The organism is Peptostreptococcus anaerobius VPI 4330 = DSM 2949 (assembly GCF_000381525.1).
GTDB classification, from domain to species: domain Bacteria; phylum Bacillota; class Clostridia; order Peptostreptococcales; family Peptostreptococcaceae; genus Peptostreptococcus; species Peptostreptococcus anaerobius.
Genome location: NZ_KB906606.1, coordinates 43,521 through 64,563, shown reverse-complemented (window position 1 = coordinate 64,563; position 21,043 = coordinate 43,521). Strand labels below are relative to the sequence as shown.

Annotated in this window: 17 protein-coding genes and 1 tRNA gene; 5 read left to right on the top strand and 13 right to left on the bottom strand. The window is 37.5% G+C overall.

What is annotated here, in order from left to right:
- Positions 1-3 precede the first annotated feature (3 nt).
- The gene (gnd, locus tag F823_RS0101000; RefSeq protein WP_002843865.1) at positions 4-1,410 is read right to left on the bottom strand and encodes a decarboxylating NADP(+)-dependent phosphogluconate dehydrogenase; all 1,407 of its coding nucleotides are present in this window, start codon (positions 1,408-1,410) and stop codon (positions 4-6) included.
- A 202-nt stretch (positions 1,411-1,612) separates the two neighbouring features.
- The gene (gene pepT, locus F823_RS0100995; RefSeq protein WP_002843864.1) at positions 1,613-2,845 is read right to left on the bottom strand and encodes a peptidase T; all 1,233 of its coding nucleotides are present in this window, start codon (positions 2,843-2,845) and stop codon (positions 1,613-1,615) included.
- 163 nt (positions 2,846-3,008) lie between these two features.
- Between pepT and F823_RS0100990 the strand changes: the two genes are divergently transcribed.
- The 3 genes from F823_RS0100990 (at position 3,009) to F823_RS0100980 (ending at position 4,644) form a co-directional block, all read left to right on the top strand.
- On the top strand, positions 3,009-4,085 hold the full coding sequence (locus F823_RS0100990; RefSeq protein WP_002845302.1) for an aldose epimerase family protein: 1,077 nt from the start codon (positions 3,009-3,011) through the stop codon (positions 4,083-4,085).
- Positions 4,086-4,137: 52 nt separating this feature from the next.
- Positions 4,138-4,211: transfer RNA gene (locus tag F823_RS0100985), tRNA-Arg, on the top strand.
- A 31-nt stretch (positions 4,212-4,242) separates the two neighbouring features.
- Positions 4,243-4,644: a hypothetical protein gene (locus tag F823_RS0100980; RefSeq protein WP_002845303.1), complete on the top strand. Its 402-nt coding sequence runs from the start codon at positions 4,243-4,245 to the stop codon at positions 4,642-4,644.
- A 900-nt stretch (positions 4,645-5,544) separates the two neighbouring features.
- Here the strand turns inward: F823_RS0100980 and pdxR are convergent.
- Positions 5,545-6,945 (bottom strand): MocR-like pyridoxine biosynthesis transcription factor PdxR, encoded by a 1,401-nt coding sequence (gene pdxR / locus F823_RS0100970; RefSeq protein WP_019595267.1) that lies wholly within the window; start codon positions 6,943-6,945, stop codon positions 5,545-5,547.
- A gap of 190 nt (positions 6,946-7,135) precedes the next feature.
- Between pdxR and pdxS the strand changes: the two genes are divergently transcribed.
- Positions 7,136-7,999, top strand: a complete 864-nt coding sequence (gene pdxS, locus F823_RS0100965; protein ID WP_002843869.1) for a pyridoxal 5'-phosphate synthase lyase subunit PdxS — start codon at positions 7,136-7,138, stop codon at positions 7,997-7,999.
- 125 nt (positions 8,000-8,124) lie between these two features.
- Here pdxS and F823_RS0100960 read toward each other — a convergent pair whose 3' ends face one another.
- From F823_RS0100960 to F823_RS0100925, 8 genes are all read right to left on the bottom strand, one after another.
- Positions 8,125-9,249, bottom strand: a complete 1,125-nt coding sequence (locus F823_RS0100960) for an ABC transporter ATP-binding protein (protein ID WP_002843859.1) — start codon at positions 9,247-9,249, stop codon at positions 8,125-8,127.
- Between the two features lie 15 nt (positions 9,250-9,264).
- Complete coding sequence (pgmB, locus tag F823_RS0100955; protein ID WP_002843877.1) at positions 9,265-9,906, bottom strand: beta-phosphoglucomutase; 642 nt, start codon at positions 9,904-9,906, stop codon at positions 9,265-9,267.
- A gap of 9 nt (positions 9,907-9,915) precedes the next feature.
- On the bottom strand, positions 9,916-11,574 hold the full coding sequence (locus F823_RS0100950; RefSeq protein WP_019595266.1) for a glycoside hydrolase family 13 protein: 1,659 nt from the start codon (positions 11,572-11,574) through the stop codon (positions 9,916-9,918).
- Between the two features lie 19 nt (positions 11,575-11,593).
- Complete coding sequence (locus tag F823_RS0100945; protein ID WP_002845307.1) at positions 11,594-13,873, bottom strand: glycoside hydrolase family 65 protein; 2,280 nt, start codon at positions 13,871-13,873, stop codon at positions 11,594-11,596.
- 30 nt (positions 13,874-13,903) lie between these two features.
- Positions 13,904-14,725: a carbohydrate ABC transporter permease gene (locus tag F823_RS0100940; protein ID WP_002845308.1), complete on the bottom strand. Its 822-nt coding sequence runs from the start codon at positions 14,723-14,725 to the stop codon at positions 13,904-13,906.
- On the bottom strand, positions 14,725-15,597 hold the full coding sequence (locus F823_RS0100935) for a carbohydrate ABC transporter permease (protein WP_002843866.1): 873 nt from the start codon (positions 15,595-15,597) through the stop codon (positions 14,725-14,727). The genes F823_RS0100940 and F823_RS0100935 overlap by 1 nt, the downstream gene beginning before the upstream one ends.
- Before the next feature lie 73 nt (positions 15,598-15,670).
- Positions 15,671-16,957, bottom strand: coding sequence for an ABC transporter substrate-binding protein (locus tag F823_RS0100930; protein ID WP_002845309.1), 1,287 nt, complete (start codon positions 16,955-16,957; stop codon positions 15,671-15,673).
- A gap of 41 nt (positions 16,958-16,998) precedes the next feature.
- On the bottom strand, positions 16,999-17,988 hold the full coding sequence (locus F823_RS0100925) for a LacI family DNA-binding transcriptional regulator (protein WP_002845310.1): 990 nt from the start codon (positions 17,986-17,988) through the stop codon (positions 16,999-17,001).
- A gap of 428 nt (positions 17,989-18,416) precedes the next feature.
- On the opposite strand from F823_RS0100925, the gene F823_RS0100920 reads away from it, so the two are divergent.
- On the top strand, positions 18,417-19,307 hold the full coding sequence (locus F823_RS0100920; protein ID WP_019595265.1) for an ROK family protein: 891 nt from the start codon (positions 18,417-18,419) through the stop codon (positions 19,305-19,307).
- A 248-nt stretch (positions 19,308-19,555) separates the two neighbouring features.
- Here F823_RS0100920 and F823_RS0100915 read toward each other — a convergent pair whose 3' ends face one another.
- Positions 19,556-20,656, bottom strand: a complete 1,101-nt coding sequence (locus tag F823_RS0100915) for a cell wall-binding repeat-containing protein (RefSeq protein WP_019595264.1) — start codon at positions 20,654-20,656, stop codon at positions 19,556-19,558.
- On the bottom strand, positions 20,646-20,810 hold the full coding sequence (locus F823_RS0100910) for a hypothetical protein (RefSeq protein ID WP_019595263.1): 165 nt from the start codon (positions 20,808-20,810) through the stop codon (positions 20,646-20,648). Before F823_RS0100910 ends, F823_RS0100915 begins: the two co-directional genes overlap by 11 nt.
- Positions 20,811-21,043 lie beyond the last annotated feature (233 nt).

Below are 21,043 nucleotides of genomic sequence, written 5' to 3'. Positions count from 1 at the left end.
CTCCTATTCCCATTCGTGGTGGAAGCTACCTTCTATATCTACTCTTCTATATGTATGCGAACCAAAGTAGTCCCTCTGTGCCTGTATCATATTTGCAGACCCATTTTCACATATATAGGTATCAAAGTATGATAGGGCAGCTGCCATAGCAGGTACTGGTATAGCATTTTGCACTGCTAGAGTCACAAAGTCCCTAAGTCCCTGGATATTTTCTTCTAGTAGACCTGTAAAGTATGGGTCTAGCATAAGATTTTCTAGGTCTTTATTGTTCTTAAAGGCCTCCATCATTGGGTTAAGAAGGCTAGACCTGATAATACAACCAGCCCTAAATATCTGGGCTATAACATCATATTCCAAGTCCCAACCATAGGCTGCACCCGCTGCCTTATAAAGGGCAAATCCCTGGGCATAGGCTATAATCTTTGTAGCAAGTAGGGCCTGTCTAGCAACATCCTTTAACTCTTCTATTTCCATACCACCTAGGTTGGGCTGAGGTCTTGAAAATACATGACTTGCCTTTATCCTCTCGTCCTTTAGCATACTCATGACCCTTGCATTTAGGCCTGCTGCAAGAACTGAAGAGTCAACACCTAGTTCAACTGCCTCTAGGTTGGTCCACTTGCCTGTTCCCTTCTGTAGGGATATATCTTCTATATAGTCAAGGAGCTGACCAGACTTAGCTGTGTCATCAGCCTCTTTTAGAATATTACTTGTTATCTCTATTAGGTAGCTAGATAGCTCTCCCTTGTTCCACTGGTCAAATAGGTCTGCCTGGTCTAGGTTTGATATGCCACCTAGGTTCTTCAGTAGGAAATAAGTCTCCGCTATCTGTTCCATATCTGCATACTCTATACCATTGTGGACCATCTTTACATAATGGCCAGCACCACCAGTTCCAAGCCAAGCCGAACAAGCAAGACCGTCTTCTGCCCTTGCTGCTATAGACTCTAGATATGGCTTTATTTCCTGGTAGACTTCCTTGTCACAACCTGGCATAAGGGCTGGACCAAATCTAGCACCAGTCTCTCCACCTGATACTCCAAGTCCGACAAAGTTTAAGCCCTTTTCCTTAAGTGACCTATACCTTCTTTCACTATCCCTAAAGAAGCTGTTGCCACCATCTATTATGATATCGCCCTTGTCCAAGTATGGAATTAAGGACTCTATAGTCATATCTACAGGATTGCCTGCCTTTACCATTATTATTATCTTTCTAGGCCTTTCAAGTAGTCCTACAAATTTCTCTATACTTTCAGAGCCTACCAAGTTTAGACCCTCATTTTCTCTTAATACTTCTTCTGTAACAGAATGAGTACGATTGTATATAGCCACTTCATATCCTCTAGATTCCAAGTTTAAGGCTAAGTTCTTACCCATTACTGCCATTCCTATTACACCAATATTGGCCATTTTTATTCCTCCTATTAAAATCGGTTTTTCCTTTTGTTTTCCTATTAAATTAAATACCCAAAATAGACGTCTAAAACAAAAGTTTTTATTATTTTATCACCAATTAGAATTTTTTTCAGTAAAAACTATAAAAAATAGGATAGCAAGAGAAAAAGTCTACTGCTATCCTAAATTATTCTAAGCTGTATTTTGTTGTATCTTATTACTTTATTCCCATTTCTGCATACTTCTCAGCTATCCTAACTAGTAGTTTAGAACCAGCTTCTAGGGCTTCTACACTTACCATTTCATTTCTTCCATGGAAGTTGATTCCACCTGCAAATAGGTTTGGACAAGGTAGTCCCATAAATGATAGTCTAGCTCCATCTGTACCACCCCTGATAGGTATTACGTTTGGCTCTACACCTACATCCTTCATAGAGTCAACTGCTATGTCTACTACAAACATATTCTTTTCTATGATTTCCCTCATATTGTAGTAGCTGTCCTTGATCTCTACAGATATCCTATTGTCAAACTTGGCAGTTAGTTCATCTATAGTCTTCTGGAAAAATTCCTTCTTCTGCTTGAACTTGTCCATATCGTGGTCTCTGATGATATATGTCATCACAGTATCTTCAGCATTACCTGATATTTCATTTAGGTGGTAGAATCCTTCATAACCTTCAGTAGTTTCTGGTCTTTCATCCTTAGGGAAGGCTTCCATAACAGCTGCTGATATATAGATTGAGTTTATCATCTTGTTCTTTGCTGAACCTGGGTGTACGTTTCTACCCTTGATAGTCACTATTGCTGATGCTGCGTTGAAGTTTTCATATTCTAACTCACCCATTTCACCACCATCAAATGTGTAGGCATACTTAGCGCCAAATTTTTCAACGTCAAAGTGGTCTGCACCACATCCTATTTCTTCATCTGGTGTAAATCCTATCATTATGTCTCCATGCTTGATTTCTGGATGTGCAATAAGGTATTCTACACCTGTCAATATTTCAGCTATTCCAGCCTTGTCATCTGCTCCAAGTAGGGTATTACCATCTGTAACAATTACAGTCTGTCCCTTGAATCTTTCTATCTCTGGATAGTCCTTTAATGAAGTAACTATTCCCTTTTCTTCGTTAAGGACTATATCCTTACCGTCATAGTTTTCTATTATTCTTGGCTTTACATCTTTTCCAGATATATCAGGGCTAGTATCCATATGGGCAATAAAACCTATAGGACTGATTCCCTCTGTATTTGCTGGAAGTTTTGCCATTATATAGCACTTGTCATCCAAAGTCACATCTTCAAGTCCCATGTCTTCCATTTCCTTAACCAACATCTTGGCAAGATCGAATTGCTTCATAGTAGATGGCACTGTCTCAGAATATGGATCAGACTGTGTGTCAATTGATATGTAGTTCAAAAATCTAGATAAAACCTTTTCTCTCATAATAACCTCCACCTGTCAAGGCCACGCTATATATGACCCTGTTATTTTAATATTGCAATTAGATTACATAGCTTATTATAACACATATTATGTAATCGTATACATAGACTGACCCTTTTTTTTATGTTAATATTAAATATATTATTATGATTCGAGGATATTTATGAAAAATTTTAAGAAAAAGCTTTTTGGGAAAATAGGTAATCAGAAAATCAACCTATATACATTTGAAAACGATAGAGGTCACTGCCTAGAGATTATGAACTATGGCGCCTGTATAAGAAAATACACAAGTCCAGACAAAGACGGCATATTCTCCAATATAGTCCTTTCACTAGATAGGCTTGAGGACTATATAGATACGCCTCCAAACTTTGGATTTGCCCTAGGTCCTGTTGCTGGTAGGATAGGCAATGCTAGTTTCAAACTGGGAGATGACTTTTACAAACTTGAGAAAAACCTAGGAGATACCCATCTTCATAGTGCCAGCACAGGTTTTAATAAAAGTGTATTTGAAGTTGAATCTGTAGACAATAATGGAATAGTTATGTTTTTGGATAGACCTCATATGACAGGAGGATACCCTGGCAACTTAAAGGCCTGGATTGAATATCGCCTAGGTGAAGATGGTAGCTTGACTATAAATTATAGGGCTAAATCCGACAAAGACACTCTTTTTAACCCAAGCAACCACAGTTACTTTAACCTAGGAGATGATACAGGCCTAGGACTAAGAGACCACGTCCTAAAGATAAGGTCTAATAACCTAGTTCCAATAGACTCACAAGGACTACCTATAGAGGACTACAATCCCACAAATTGGAACCCTGACCAAGGCCTAGCTAGGCTAAACAAGGAAATTAATAGGGGTATGGACCTTGAGGATATATTTTCATATCCACACCCACAAATACAAGATACAAATGGACTCGACCACCCATTTTATTTGGACAAGCACCAATCTGATTCTATTGAAGAGGTTGCCTTACTTAGCCATAGAAAAACAGGAAGATCTATAAGCCTAAAGACAAGCGCTCCTTGCCTAGTTGTGTATACAGCAAATGGTCCAAATCCTGGCATAAAAATAAATGGCAAACAACCACCCCAACATATGGGTATAGCCCTAGAGACTCAGATTATGCCAGATGCCATCAATAGACCATACCTTGGCAATATAATACTTAAAAAAGACCAGGTATTTACTAGTACAACAATAATTACACCTGATACTTGTTACTAAATATTCTAACCTATCAACAGAAAAATATGATATAATATTATTTAGAGTATGTGCGCCTATAGCTCAACTGGATAGAGCTGCAGACTTCGGATCTGCGAGTTGTGGGTTCGACTCCTACTAGGCGCACTTTTATTTAAATAATTTCATGAGGTGAAATATGTACGTAATATTTAGAGACGACCTAATTAGCAGTGATGATATAAGAAAAGAAATAGAAGAAAATTCAAAATTCAGGGTTATTACAGACCTTTCAAAGGCTAGCAAGAGAGAGGACGTTATGAGCTTTAAGTTGGCAATAAAGCCAAGAGACTTAGAAATAGACAGGGCTTTTGATTGGGATGATGACTCTACTGTAGATGAATATTTTGAAAAGGCAGAGTCACTTACAAAAGACTTTCTAAAGTTATTTCCAAAATATACTATTCAGGCATCATCTGCTTATAAGTGGGATGAAGTATACGATGAGATAAACTTGGTTCTTGTAATATCAAATATAGACCTGAAGCTCAAAAAACTAGAATTAGATATCCTTCCAAGGATGCTTAAACAAGTTGATTAATAAACCATACCCTTTTTACTCAATTATGTTGTATAAAGGGTATTTTTATTTGAATTAATTATAGCATAATTGCATTTTTCCTTATAAAAGTACCTGTATTTTCCCTTTATTATGGATATTGAATAAATACTTTCACCAATTTCACCTTAAAAAACAACTTTTTAGATCTTTTTCATAAAAACATTGTAAAATCAAATATACCTTTTGTTAAATCGAAAACAATTTCCTACACAATCCATTAGTATGGACCCTGTAACTTTTTTATATAAAGTGTCAAAAACCCTTATTTTTTAAATTTATATGCCTATAAAATATAAAAAACATAATTTTCATAAGAAAGGCTCAAAACCTTGTTATTACTAGCTTACAGCCTGTATAAAACAATTCATATAATAGACTCGTGAAAAATTTTATGTTTTTTAGCTGTCTTATTATCTTATGGTTTTTTAGTAAAATATCACTTTTAGCATATAAAACTTAATTAAAATTAATATAAGCATATTTTTGATTAATACTATAAAATAGTCGGAATATTCGAGAGTATGATTTAAAAAAATCATGTAAAAAACCCCTTGACCTTTTTTTTAAAGGTGGTATAATGAAGTTAAGAAAAAGATAAAAAAAACACAAACATTAATTAAAAACAAAGTAATCAAGGAGGAAATCAAAATGAAAAGAAGAGAATTAGACAACATCCAGAAGGAAAACTTAAAGAACAACATACTTTACAGAATGATTATGATGGTAGGTTAATTAGCATGATAGTGACGAAAATCAAAGAATGCAGTATTTAGGGCGACAGGTAAAACTGTCGCCCTAAATCATTGTACATAAGTCATGTTCTATAGGATCTCTGTGTAATTGTCTTATCTATGTAATTTATCTATATAATAATCTTATCTAAACAAATATATTTTTCAATTTACTTGTAGCAATTTCTATATCCTCAAGCTCCATAACAGCAAAACCAATAATCACACTATCTCTTTCATAGTCTTTATTTTCCTCTATATAGTAGTCAGACAAGCCTCTTATCATAATTCCATTTTCCCTAGCCTTCCTTACAAACTCTGCTTCATCTATATTCTTAAATGACACAACCATATGTAGGCCTGCATCAGCCCCCCTACATACAAGATTGTCACATGGTTCAAGTATAGATAGTATCATCTCTCTTTTGGCCTTGTATATTTTCTTCATCCTATTTACGTGCCTGTGGTAGTAGCCCCTCCTAATAAATATATCCAGCCCTATCTGGGTCATGGTTGTCACTGGACACCTCTTGTAGGATAGCCTATCCTTGTACCTAGCCAAGAGTTGGTCTGGAAGAATCATATAGCTCACCCTTATGGCAGGACTGATTGTGCTAGAAAAGGTACCCATATATATGACCCTATCCATATCATCCATACTCTTAAGGGCTGGTATCCTGCTACCCGTATACTTAAACTCGCCGTCATAGTCATCCTCTATTATCCAACCATCATTTTCAATAGCCCAGTCAAGGAGCTTGATCCTCCTAGCTATAGGCATTATCTTTCCAGTTGGAAATTGGTGGTTGGGAGTAACGCAGGCAATATCAACATTATTTGTAACCAAATCATCTAGGACTATACCCTCACCATCCATACTAAGACAGGAATATGCTACCTTGTTTGTCTTGAGAAAACTTGACCACCTCTCAAAACCTGGGTTTTCAAGACCAAAGCTAACATCATCATCCCAAAGTCGAAATAGGATTTCAAACATGGCCTCTGTACCCGAACTGATAATCATATTATCTTTTTGGGCTACTATTGATCTAGTCTCATATAGGTAGTTACATATAGACTCCCTAAGTGGCTCATAGCCCATCCCTCCCACAGTATTTAGTAGGGTATCCTGGTAGGAATCTATGACCTCCCTATTTATCTTCTTCCATATTCCAAATGGAAATGACTTGTCTACACCACCATAGGAAAAATTGTACTGGTACTTGTCTTCAATTTTTTCTTTCTCTAAGCCATAGTCATAAACTTGTTCCTGTGGCAGATATTCAATATTTTTACCTATCCCCCTGCCTACAAAGCTCCCTCTCATATGCTTCAAATCATCAAGCTCTGCAACGTAGTAGCCTGACCTTTCTCTAGCCTCTATATAACCCTCTTCTATAAGCTGAAAATAAGCTATCTCAACAGTATTGATACTTACACCCATCCTGTCTGCCATGATCCTCTTTGATGGTATTCTTGTTTTTTCAGGGTAGATATCCATCAGTATCTTTTTCCTTATTTCATGATATATCTCTTCGTATTTCTTCAAAACAACCTCCACCTATATGCAAACTATATGTAAAAATTTATAAAAACCAAAATCTGGTCCCATAAATTTAATCTATTTTGGTTCTTTTTAACCTATCAATATTATCCTATAATAAGGCTATGAGCGATACACTTTTGATAGTATTTCATCAAGTGTACCAATACACTTAATAAAGGAGAGGATATTTATTATGAGAATCACAAAAGAAGAAGTAACTAAGAAATTTATCGGTGGAGTAATCATGGACGTAACTACTCCAGAACAGGCAAGAATAGCTGAAGAAGCTGGTGCAGTTGCAGTTATGGCACTTGAAAGAATCCCAGCTGACATAAGAGTAGCTGGTGGTGTATCTAGAATGAGTGACCCTTCTATGATAAAGGAAATCATGGCTGCTGTATCTATTCCAGTTATGGCAAAGTGTAGAATAGGCCACTTTGTAGAAGCTCAGATCCTTGAATCAATCGGTATAGACTATATAGATGAATCAGAAGTATTGTCTCCTGCTGACAATATCCACCACGTTGACAAGACTAAGTTCGAAGCTCCATTTGTATGCGGTGCTAGAGACCTAGGTGAAGCCCTAAGAAGAATCCAGGAAGGTGCTGCAATGATCAGAACTAAGGGTGAGGCTGGTACTGGTGACGTTGTTCAGGCCGTATCTCACATGAGACAGATCCAGGGAGAAATCAGGATGGTGACTGCCCTAGCCGAAGATGAACTATTTGAAAAGGCTAAGGAATTCAGAGTACCATACGACCTAATCAAGTATGTACACGACAACGGTAAATTACCAGTTGTAAACTTCTCTGCTGGTGGTGTTGCAACTCCTGCAGATGCTGCCCTAATGAGACAGTTGGGTGCTGAAGGTGTATTCGTAGGTTCTGGTATATTCAAATCAGGCAACCCAGAACAGAGAGCTAAGGCAATCGTTAAGGCTGTTCAGAACTACGACAATCCTGCTATAATAGCAGAAGTATCTGAAAACCTTGGAGAAGCTATGGTTGGTATCAACGAAGACGAAATCGAAATCATCATGGCTGAAAGAGGTATATAAGTAAAATCTTCTTAACCATATAATATAATATTAAATCGGCTGACAATTCTTGTAAGCCAAAAAAACGGAGGTTACATCCTAATTGAATGTTAACCTCCGTTTTTCATTTTAGTTATATTCAGTAATTACTCTGTAAATAGTATACTTTCTTCTGTTTCAATATCGAAGAAGTGAGCCCTATTCATATCAAATGCCAATTCCAACACTTCACCTGGCTCTAGGTCTCTTCTACCATCGAACTTGGCTATTAGTTCCTGACCTGCAAACTTAAGGTAGGCAAATATCTCTGAACCCATAAGTTCTCTGATAATAACACTTGCTTTAAAGCTAGTTTCTGGAGACATATCTAGGAATACTTTCTCCTTGTGTATATCTTCTGGTCTGATACCCATTATAATAGTCTTGCCGATATATCCCTTTTCCTTTAGGTAGGCACCCTTGCCACCTGGTATAAGAATTCTTTCTTGTCCCTTAGCTAGCTTGGCTATTATATCCTTGCCTTCTTCTAGGACTTCAACTTCCATAAAGTTCATCTGAGGGCTACCTATAAAGCTAGCTACAAACTTGTTGGCTGGATTATCATATAGGACTTTTGGCTTGTTGATCTGCTGAACAACTCCGTCCTTCATTACAACTATCCTATCTCCCATTGTCATGGCCTCTACCTGGTCATGAGTTACATATATAAATGTAGCTCCAAGGTCCTTGTGTAGCTTGGATATCTCAGATCTCATCTCTGTTCTTAGCTTGGCGTCAAGGTTTGATAGGGGTTCGTCCATCAAGAATACCTTAGGGTTTCTGACTATAGACCTTCCTAGGGCAACTCTCTGTCTCTGGCCTCCTGATAGGGCTTTTGGCTTTCTATCTAGTAGGTTTTCAAGCTGTAGTATTCTAGCAGCCTCCTTTACCTTCTTGTCTATCTCATCTTTTGGCATCTTTCTTAGCTTAAGGGCAAATGACATATTTTCATAAACTGTCATGTGTGGGTATAGGGCATAGTTCTGGAAAACCATGGCTATATCTCTGTCCTTTGGTTCTACATGGTTGACTAACTTGTCATCTATAGTCAACTTACCGCTAGATATTTCTTCTAGTCCTGCAATCATCCTAAGTGTAGTAGATTTACCACAACCTGATGGACCAACTAGGACTATAAATTCCTTGTCATCTATATCTATATTTACATCTTTTACTGCATTAAATCCGTTATCATATGACTTGCATATATTTTCTAATTTTACTTTTGCCATTTGTATACCTCACTCTTATTTATCTAATATACCTAGGGTATCAAGACTAAGTTGGCTAGTAGATTCTAGCCTCAAGTCTGCATCTACCCCTATGCCTACGCTTCTCATATTGCATGCTTTCATGGCATCTACTCCTGATCTCGCATCCTCAATACCGATTGTATCCTTTATGTCTAGACCTAGTCCCCTAGCTGCTTCAATAAATATGTCTGGAGCAGGCTTGCCCTTTTCTACCTTGGCTGGGTCTGCTATAAAGTCTATCTTGTCTATCAAACCTAGCTTGTCCAAGATCATAGGGGCGTTTTTGGATACTGATGCCAATCCTATCTTAATATTATTATACCTTATTTCATTTATAAAGTCTTCTATTCCATCTAAAATATCTTCTTTTTTAAGGTCTTCTAGGAGTTTTTTGTAGTCTTCATTCTTGTCCTCTGCAAGGGCTTCTAGATCTTCTCTTGAGTACTTGTCAAGCACATTGCCATGTTCTAGTATTCTCTTTAGGGAATCCATCCTAGATACCCCCTTTAGACCTTCATTGAAGTCTTCATCTATATCTATGCCTAGCCTACTTGCCAGTCTCTTCCATGCCTTATAGTGAAATTTTGCTGTATCTGTTATGACCCCATCTAGGTCAAATATAATGCCTTTTATCATATAGACCTCCTAGTAGTTCTTTAACATTATAGCCTCGTATGGTCTTAGGCTAATCTTATTTCCATCTGCTACCATATCCTTGTAGTTTGATAGGTCTAACCTGTAGTCTTCTAGCTTGTATGTGTCTAGGTCAAAGTCAACTGGCTCAGAGTAGAAGTTAGCTATTATAAGTATAGACTTGTCACCAAGGTATCTTTCATAGGCGAATATCTTCTTGTTGTCCTTGTCAACCAATCTGAACTCAGCATCTGTTATCATGTCGTCATCATGCCTTTGGTCTATAAGCTTTTTGTAGAAGTAGAAGATTGAATCCTCATCAGCCAAACTCTCCTCTACATTGATTGTCTTGTAGCTAGGGTTGACCTTTAGCCAAGGCTCTCCACTTGTAAATCCACCATTTGAACTATCATTCCACTGCATAGGAGTCCTTGCATTGTCTCTTGATATCCTGTGAACTGCCTTCATAAAGTCTTCTTTTGTTGTCAACTTTCTTTCAAGAACTAGGTCCTTGTAGGCGTTTCTGATCTCAACATCCTTGTAGTCTTCTATATCAAAATCTGTATTGACCATGCCTATTTCCTGGCCCTGATATATATAAGGTGTACCCTGCATCATCTGGTAGACTAGGGCAAACATCTTAGCTGATTCTTTTCTGTACTCCTTGTCATTACCCCATCTTGATACTACCCTTGCCTGGTCATGGTTTTCTAGGTAAAGTGAGTTCCAGCCCTTATTGTATAGGGATGTCTGCCATGCTTCTAAAGTCTCCTTAAACTCAACTAAGTCTAGGTCTCTTAGGCTCCATTTACCTATTTCGCTGTCCATATTCCTGTCTAGGTCCATATGGTCAAAGGTAAATATCATATTTAGCTCATCCCTGTCCTTACCACAGAATAAAAGGGCGTTTTCAGGAGATGATCCTGGAGCCTCTCCCACTGTCATACAATCGTACTTAGAAAGAACTTCCTTATTCATTTCCTTGATATAGTCATGTAGTTTTGGACCATTTGTATGGTAGTCACCTATACCAATCTCGCCTTCTTCTAGATCATAGTCTGGGAAGTCTGTGTACTTGGATATTGAACTGATAACATCCATTCTCCATCCATCTACACCCTTGTCCATCCAAAACTTCATCATGTCCCATATTTCATTTCTTACCACTGGATTTTCCCAGTTAAGGTCTGGCTGCTTCTTTGTGAATAGGTGTAGGTAGTACTGACCTGTTGTCTCATCAAATTGCCAAGCTGGACCTGAGAAATATGATTCCCAGTTATTTTTTTCGTCTCTCCAGAAGTAGTAGTCCCTGTAAGGATTATCCTTTGACTTTTTACTCTCTACAAACCACTTGTGCTCGTCACTAGTGTGGTTGGCTACTAGGTCCATCACTATCTTTATATTCTTTTCGTGGGCCTTGTCTATAAGTTCAAACATATCTTCGTTTGTACCGAACTTTGACCATATATTTCTATAATCACTTATGTCATATCCATTGTCATCCTGAGGTGACTCGTATACTGGACTAAGCCAGATAACATCTATCCCCAATTTTTCTAGGTAGTCAAGTTTTTCTATTATACCCCTTATATCACCTAGTCCGTCTCCGTTTGAATCGTAGAAACTTCTAGGATATATCTGGTATACTACTGATTTCTTCCACCACGTCATTGTTTTACCTCACTTTTTATTAGTTATTTTTTAGCTTTACTGTATACTCTCCATCCAATGATATAGTTTCAGAGTACACCTTCATATCTAGCCTATCTCCCTCAATAAGCTTGAATACTATGTCCTCCTTGCTTACATCTACATTTATAAGCCTATCCCTATAGTTTATGTTGAAAGAGTATCCTTCCCATCCCTTTGGAACTATAGGTCTAAATGATAGGACCTCTTGGGCTGTTCTCATTCCTGCAAATCCCTGCACAACTGATAGCCAGCTACCTGACATAGACGTGATATGTAGTCCGTCATCTGTATCTGAGTTGTAGTTGTCAAGGTCTAGCCTAGCAGTCCTCTCATACATATTGACCGCCTTGTCTCCAAGTCCTATCTCGCAGGCAAGTATGGAGTGGATACAAGCAGATAGACTTGATTCATGTACTGTCATCGGCTCGTAGAACTCATAGTTTTTCTTCTTTTCTATATTTGAATACCTGTCACTAAACATATATATACCCTGTAGGACATCGGCCTGCTTTATAAAGCAAGATCTCAGTATCCTGTCCCAAGACCAGTTTTTGTTAAGTGGAAGGTTGCTAGGATCTAGATCTTCAACCTTCATAAGGTCCTTGTCTAGGAAGGTATCATGCTGGACAAACACTCCTAGTTCTTCATCAAATGGATAGTACATCTTGTCTATGATGTCTTTCCACTTGTCTAACTCATCAGCTGTCACAGCTAGGTCTTCTTTTCTATTTTCGTACTTTTTAAGCATTGAACTAGTAAATTCAAGTGTCCATGCTGCCAAAGTATTTGTGTACCAGTTGTTGTTTATATTGTTTTCATATTCATTTGGACCTGTAACCCCATGGATCATATAGACGTCTTTTTTCTTGTTGTAGTGGACCCTATCAGCCCAGAATCTACTGATACCAACTAGGACATCAAGACCATAGTCTCTTACATAGTCATAGTCACCTGTATATGTTGAGTAGTTGTATATAGCATAGGCTATAGCCCCATTTCTATGGATTTCTTCAAATGTTATCTCCCACTCATTGTGGCACTCTATACCTGTAAAGGTAACCATTGGGTAAAGGGCACCCTTTAGACCCTGCTTTCTGGCATTTTCATAGGCCTGGTCTAACTGCTTGTACCTATACATAAGTAGGTTTTTGGTTACTGACTGCGGTGCTACTGATAGGTACATAGGTACTATATATGCCTCTGTATCCCAGTATGTTGCGCCCCCATATTTTTCTCCAGTAAAGCCCTTAGGACCTACGTTTAATCTCATATCATCACCATAGTATGTAGAGAATAGCTGGAATATATTGTATCTTATAGCCTGCTGTAACTTGACATCACCCTTGATGATTACATCGGCCATCTTCCACCTCTTAGCCCATAGGTCTTGGTGGTCCTTTAGTAGGGAGTCAAATCCCTGACCCACTGCCTCTTCAAGGACAAGCTCTGCCTTATTGACTAGGTCTTCTTCCTTGTAGTCCCTAGAAGTGGTTACAGCTATTGTCTTGTATAGGCTGACCTCACTACCCTTTTCTAAGTCAAGGCTATAGGCTAGGCTTATAGCTTCGTCCTCTTCTAGCCTGCTAGTCTCTAGGTTTTTGTAGTCTCCATCTAGCTTGACATTCATGTAGTGGGCTAGGGAGAACCTATCCACTCCAAAAGGATTGTCTATTGTCTTTGATACCATATAGCCCCTATCGCAAGCTAGTGACTTGTCGATCACCTGCCAGAACTTTTCATCATAATTTGAATCTTCATTTCTGACGTCTGCATTTATTGAAGGACTAAAGACTATCTTAGCATCCTTGTCTAGGGATTTTATAGTATAACTTATGGCACATATTTCCCTTTTTGCTATACTTACAAATCTCTTTACCCCTATCTCAAACTTAGCTCCATCCCTGTCTATAGTGAACTTCCTAGTCAGTAGTCCTGTCTTCATATCTAGTTCCCTATAGTAGTCAACTAAGTTTTCCTTGTTTAGGTCTAGGTCCATACCATCTATTTGTAGGCCTATGCCTGTAAAGTTTGGTGAATTTATCATCTTTCCAAAGTAGTCTGGATAGCCGTTTTTCCACCAACCTACCCTAGTCTTGTCTGGAAACCATACTCCACCTACATATGTCCCCTCCAAACTATCTCCGCTATAGAACTCCTCAAAGTTGCCCCTCATACCCATATATTCGTTACCTATGGACATGATACTTTCAGACAACCTCATCTGATCCTTGTCTAGGGATTTTTCTATTATCTTAAATTCGTCGTATTCGAATCTCATATTACCTCCGTAGTTGTCATCACTGACCTTTTATTTTACAGAACCGGCTGTAACTCCCTTGATTATATGCTTTTGAGCAAAGAAGTAGAATACAATAACCGGTATTATAGCTAGTGTAAGACCCGCTAGAGCAAGGTGCCACTGCTTTGTATATTCTCCAAAGAAGAAGAACATCTTAAGTGGAATAGTCTCTGAACCTATCTTGTTGATTACAAGAGATGGTAGCAGGTAGTCATTCCATATCCATATAGTGTTTAGGATTGCAACTGTCACTGTTATAGGCTTTAGGATTGGGAATATTATATACCAGAATACCTGGAACCTATTGCAGCCATCTATTATAGCTGCTTCATCAAGTGACTTTGGTATACCTGTAATTGTTCCATGGTATAAGAATATCGCCATAGAAGACCCAAATCCTAGATAAAGGAATACTATACCCGGCCTATTTAGCATACCTAGTTTTCCAAAGAAAGATACTAGAGGTATCATTACTGCCTGGAAAGGTATCAGCATAGCGGCTACAAATATAAAGAATACCACTGCACTCACCTTTGACTTTACCCTTGCTAGGGCGTAAGCAGCCATAGATGAAAATACTATTATTATTAGAACACTTATTACAGTTATCAAAATAGAATTTGTGAATGTCTGTACAAAACTTAGGTTATCAGCTGCCTGAGTGTAGTTTTCTAAATGTAATCCTCCAGGCATCTTGATAGGTGATTCAAATATTTCTTTTTTAGTCTTAAAAGAGTTTGCCAGCATCAAATAAAAAGGACTAAGCCAAAGTATGCTGAGTATTGTACCTAGAATTACTAGTATTATATTTTTCTTTTTTGTAGTACTCATTACATCTCTACCTCCTTCTTCTTGTTGTAGTAGACCTGAGTCAATGATATAACTGCAATTATTACAAAGAATACAAGGGCCTTAGACTGGGCATATGCCATCTTGTTCTCCAAGAATGCAGTATTGTATATATTCATGGCTACCATCTGTGTTGAGTTAAATGGAGCCCCTCCTGTAAGTGACAAGTTCTGGTCGTATAACTTAAATGAGTTTGATAGTGTAAGGAACATACTTACAGTAAAGGCTGGTGCAACTAGAGGGAATATTATATGTCTAAACCTCTGCATTACATTAGCTCCATCTATCTGGGCTGCTTCTACCAACTCTTCGGGTATTGACTCTAGGTGGGCTATGTAGATTATCATTATATAACCTGACATCTGCCATGCTGTAAGTATTACTAGACCCCAAAAACCAGTCCTAGTAGTAGATAGCCATCCCTGAAGTGCTTCAGTACCGACAGCCTGACCTATAGCATCAAACCCCTGTATAAATACGAACTGCCATATAAATCCTAGGATCAGACCACCTATTAGGTTTGGCATAAAGAATACCGTCCTCATCAAGTTGCTACCCTTGATCTTCTGAGTAACCAATAAGGCAAGTCCAAGACCTATAGCATTTATTAAAACAATTGATACAACAGCAAACTTAGTAGTGAACCAAAGAGAATTTCTAAAACCTTCATCACCAAGCAACTGTATATAGTTTGTAACTCCCGCAAATTGAGGTGTATTTATCCCGTCCCAGTTTGTAAATGAGTAATAAACTCCATACAATAGAGGAATAACAACCACCATGAACAGTGCTATTAATACCGGTGCCAAAAACAACCAGAAAAATATACCGTTTTTTCCTAACTTCTTATTCATAATAGCCTCCTATTTTATAAAAAAGGCGCTGCCTAGTTGAAATCACCAAGCAGCACCTAAATCTAAATCTTTATTACTGTCTAGCCTGTCCCCAAGCCTTCTGTGAAGTCTTGACTATATCATCCCAACTAGCCTGACCACTTACGTATCTCTGTATTTCTGAACCTAGAGTTTTCTGACCCCAGCTTGATGGATATCCCATGAATACCCAGTTAATTGTATTTCCATCTTTTGCATACTTGTAGATTTCCTGAGATAGTGGATCACTGATCTTAGATTCATCAAATCCCTTGTATGCAGGTATGAACTTAAACTGAGTTAGAACATATTCTTTACCCTTGTCTGAAGAGTATATCCAGTTTATAAAGTCCTTAGCAGCCTTCTTTGTAGCATCATCCTTTGTATTGTTTACTGCCCAGTACATTGGAACACCTACTGGCATCTTGCCTTCTACTGCACCTTCTACTGAAATTGGTATTATACCTATGTTCTTAGCAAGTTCAGGATCTATCTGTTCAATTGAGTTGTATACCCAGTTACCCTGCTGGATCATAGCAACCTTACCCATTGAGAACAGCTTTTCAACCTGCTGTGAGTAGTCAAGGCTTGCTGTTGGCTGTACTGAGTACTTGTTCTGCATATCAAGTACATCCTTGAACTGCTTGCCATACTTAAATTCTACATTCTTAGCTGTAAATGCCTTATTTATATCTCCTCCAAATTCTGGTGATAGGAATACATTTGATAAGTGTAGTCCTGTTACCCAGTCTTCCTTAGCTGGTAGAGCAAATACTGCATCTAAGCCTAGTTCTTTCTTCTTTGAATCAAGAGTCTTAACAGCTTCCATCAACTTAGCATGAGTGTTTAGGTCCTCAGCCTTGATTCCAGCCTTCTTAAATATTTCCTTGTTGTATATAAATCCGTAACCTTCCTGGTTGAATGGAAGACCATAAACCTTCTTGTCAACTGTTACAGCATCAAGAGTCTTTGGAAGGGCTTGCTTAGCTATTGCAACATCGCTTAGGTCTTCTAACTTTGTCTGCCAGTCCTTAACATCCTGAGGTCCACCTATGTTGAATATAGCTGGCTCATTTCCTGAAGAGAACTTAGACTTTAGGGCAGCACCGTAGTCACCACCACCACCAACAGTTGTTATGTTGATCTTAACATCTGGATGTTCCTTCATATATTCCTGAGCTAACTTGTTGAACTGGTCCTTAAATTCAACCTTGAACTGGAATATATCTACAGTTGTAGCTCCTCCACCTGACTTCTGACTTGAAGAATTTCCACATCCTGCTAGTAGAGATGTTGTCATCAAAGCTACTGCAGCTAAACTTAATACTTTTTTGAATTTCATGGTTTACCTCCTTAAAATATAAGTACACTTTTTTATATATATTACATGATTTTATAATCAATAATATCCATCTTATTTACCTTTTGGCCATCTAGTATATCTATAAGCTTGTTACATGATGCCTGGCCCATCTTCATACACTGAACATCCACATTAAATACCTTGAACCTATCGTCATATCCAAGTTGGTGCTCAGCTCCAAATGTCCCTAGGATTATATCCTTACCGTAGTTGACCTCTGTAAGATAATCAACAACACCCCTAAATATCAGGGCATCTGTTACTATCATGCCATCTATATCCTCATTGTCACTCAGTATCTTTTCTATAGACCTATAACCATTTAACTTTGTAAACTCATTTTCTTGGATCATGGTCTTGTCCTTATACAGTTTTTTCTCTTTGACAACACTCATATAACCCTTAAGCCTATCAAGTGTAACTACTGAGTTTTTGTCTCCACCTATAAAACCAATCTTCTTGCAACCATTTTCCACCAAGATCCTTGTAAGTTCTTTGCAAGCTTTGAAGTTGTCAGTGTCTACAGAGTATATATCCTTGTTTTCAAGAGAATTTCCTATAAGCACAAATGGAACCTTGTTGTCCTTGAGGTACTGTATTGACTTGTCGTTTACAATGGCCCTCATAAGAATCACTCCATCCACCTTGTTGGCACTCACCAGCCTGTTTATGGCTGTTGTTTCATCCTTGTCATTGTAGACCAACATAGTATCGTATCCCCTTGAACTTGCTGTTATAGCGATCGCTCTAAGGCTCTCTTGGAAGAATGGATTCAAGAAAAAATCTTCATCCGACGGTAGAACAAGTCCTACATTCTTAGAGATTCTGTTGGCTAGGCTCCTGGCTATAGCACTAGGGTGGTAATTCAATTTTTTCATTACCTCTCTAACTTTTTTCTTAGTGTCATCACTGATATCTGGGTAATCACTTATAACCCTTGAAACAGTTGATTTTGAAACACCTGCCTCATCAGCAACCATCTTAATGGTCACTTTTTCCTTCTTTACCAAAATATCTCACCCCTTTAAAACAATAGTTTCATATTATGCAACCGGTTCCGAAAAACTTTGCACAATCTATGCAACCGGTTTCGATATTTCTTATTTATGAATATATCACATAAAAAAAGCGATTGCAATAGTTTTTTTTAAAAAACATATAAATTTTCTAATATTCAGCCTAAACGTAATTTAGCAATTGAAAAATAAACTATTATACCTTATACTATAGCTATCACTTTATGCAATAGACATATTTATATTTGATATAACTCTCAGTGCATTTTTTATGCAATGCAATTTCGATATATTTCTGAGTGCATTTTTATACAATGCAATTTTTTATACAAGATATACAATGCAACTTTTGATACAAGCTATAAAAGGCAATTTTAATGCAACTTATAGAGATACAATTTATAGAAAGGTGATTTAAGATAATGAAAAATTATATATGTTTTGATATAGGAGGAACAAGCGTAAAATACGGTATACTAAAGGAAGACTCCTCTATCCTTATGAAAGACTCATTCCCCTCAGATGCTCTTGAAGTAGGCGGAATTGGTATAATAAATAATATTGTAACTAAGGTCAATGAATTGAAAAATACTTATGAATTAAATGGTGTAGCCATATCCACACATGGAATGGTAGATTCGAATAGGGGCATAGTACTTTATGCAGATGACCACCTAATTCCTAAATACAGCGGCCTAAATGTAAAGAAAAAAGTAGAAGAAGAAACTGGACTAGTATGCCATATTGAAAATGACGTCAACTCAGCTGGTTTGGGAGAACTATGGAACAGGTCTGATATAGAGAGTGAGAATGTGGCTATGATTACTGTTGGCACAGGTATAGGATCATGCCTAATCCATAGGGGTAGACTTATCAGTGGGGACTCTATGACATCTGGAGAAATAGGTAAGATCCATATAGATGGTGGTGTATTTGAAGATATAGCATCTACAAGTGCCCTTTGCCACAGGATAGAAGACAGACTCGGACTTGACAGGGATAGCGTAAATGGACAGATGATATTTGAAAAAGTTGAAGAAGATGATCAGGTCTATATAGAGGAACTAGACTACATGATAGACAAATTAGCAGTAGGTATATCAACAATGGCCTATATCTACAATCCAGGCACAATAATCCTAGGTGGAGGCATAATGGCTAGGTCAGACTACTTTGAGCCTAGGCTGAACTTAGCACTAAAGAAGTACCTAAACCCTATGATATTAGAAAAAACAAATATAGTATTTGCAAGCCTTAAAAATGATGCCGGTATGGTAGGTGCCCTTAAGAACTTTCTAAACCGTAGTATATAACAATTAAATAAGACTATACTAATCAAATAGGGGTACATATTATAAGCACATGAAAATAAATATGTACTCTTATTTTTACGTGTACTACCACTTATATTATCAAACTTATTTTTAATCTGGAGAGTACTTTCTAAAAATAAACACCGAAGGCGATATTTTATTTGGCCTTCGGTGTTTTAATAGGATTTTGAATCCGCTCTATTCTTATTGAAATTTTACATTATATAATTTTTGTTTTACAATTTAACTTACCTTACAATACTTGAAAGGTCTTTTTCAACTTGACTTGATACTGAGGATTCACCTCCGACTATAATTACATTTTTAATGGATTTTGTTTCTTCTATGTATTTTTTAACATCCTTATTTAATTCCCTTGCCTCTGTCAGCAAGATTGCTGCATTCTTCTTGGCAGCTAGCGGTCCAGATGATAGGGCATCTGGGTAGGTTTCACCTGATGCAATTATTATTGTATCAATATCCTTATTTAATCTAGTCTTAAATGCCTTTGCCACCTCAACAGATGTTCTATACCTGTTAGAGCCAGCTAATCTAAGTTCCTCCTTGCCCTTTGGAATGAATGACTCACCACCGAACACAAAAGTATACAACTCAGAATTTATTTTACTTCCATTCTTCAATGCAACCATCAGTGGAATGGTATTTTTTTTATCGATATCATTCTGATACATAAAAGGTGTTGCTGACAGGGCATCAGCAAAATTTTCACCACTATATACGGCAAGCATATCTGTTAAATATGGATTTCCCATAATATCCTCATTAACCTTGCTAGCAACTAAAACTGATGTTTCATACCTATCCTTGCCAGCTAAATTTTTTAAGTCTATTTTTGAAAAAGTCTGTATATCATTTTTAACCCTTTTTGAAACACTTGATTCTCCGCCAACTACATAGTACTTTTGATTTCTATGACTATCTAGAGCTGAGTACAAATATGGGTTGAGTGAGTTTTTTTCTGTAAGTAAAACAGGTGCCCCCATAATACTTCCAAGCAGACCTGAAGATAATGCATCTGGAAAATCTTCTCCACTGGCTATTACTATATTTTTATACTCCCCAAGAGCCACACTTACCTTATATGACGTTTCATACCTATTTTTGCCAGCTATCCTGCTAACTGATAGCTTTGTTCCATTATCTACAACAATATTCCCATCACTAGACTGGCTATTCACTGGAAGCTGATTGCCAACAGCAACACCCTTTCCAGATGGTAGGTTAGATATATCAATTACACTGTCGGCTAACGATGTTGAACCAAAAGATAATAACATCATTGTCGAAATTAATATAGATATTTTATTTTTAAATTTATTAATTCTCATGTCTTTCACCTCTTATATCTGACTTAATTTCATAATAGTAGTTTACTGTACTTGAATCAATCTTACTTACTCCAAATGTAACCTCACTAAGGTCTTCCTTTTGGTACACTAATAAGTTTTCTTTCTTTCTTTCTTTCTTTCTTTCTTTTAACATTTTACCATCTCCTTGGTTTAAAAATAATACCTGTACAAGTATATATACTATCACCATTTAAAAAATATGTAAATGATAATTTTTCAAATAATATATAGAGCCACAATCATGACCACCCGTCCAACGGGTGGTTTGCACACGGGCTATAAGCCCAAGGGTTACCGGCCAGCGTCTAAAGGCGCTGGCTTTCACTCTGTTCAAGCTCGGCCTTTGACTCGTCGCTACCCTTTAAA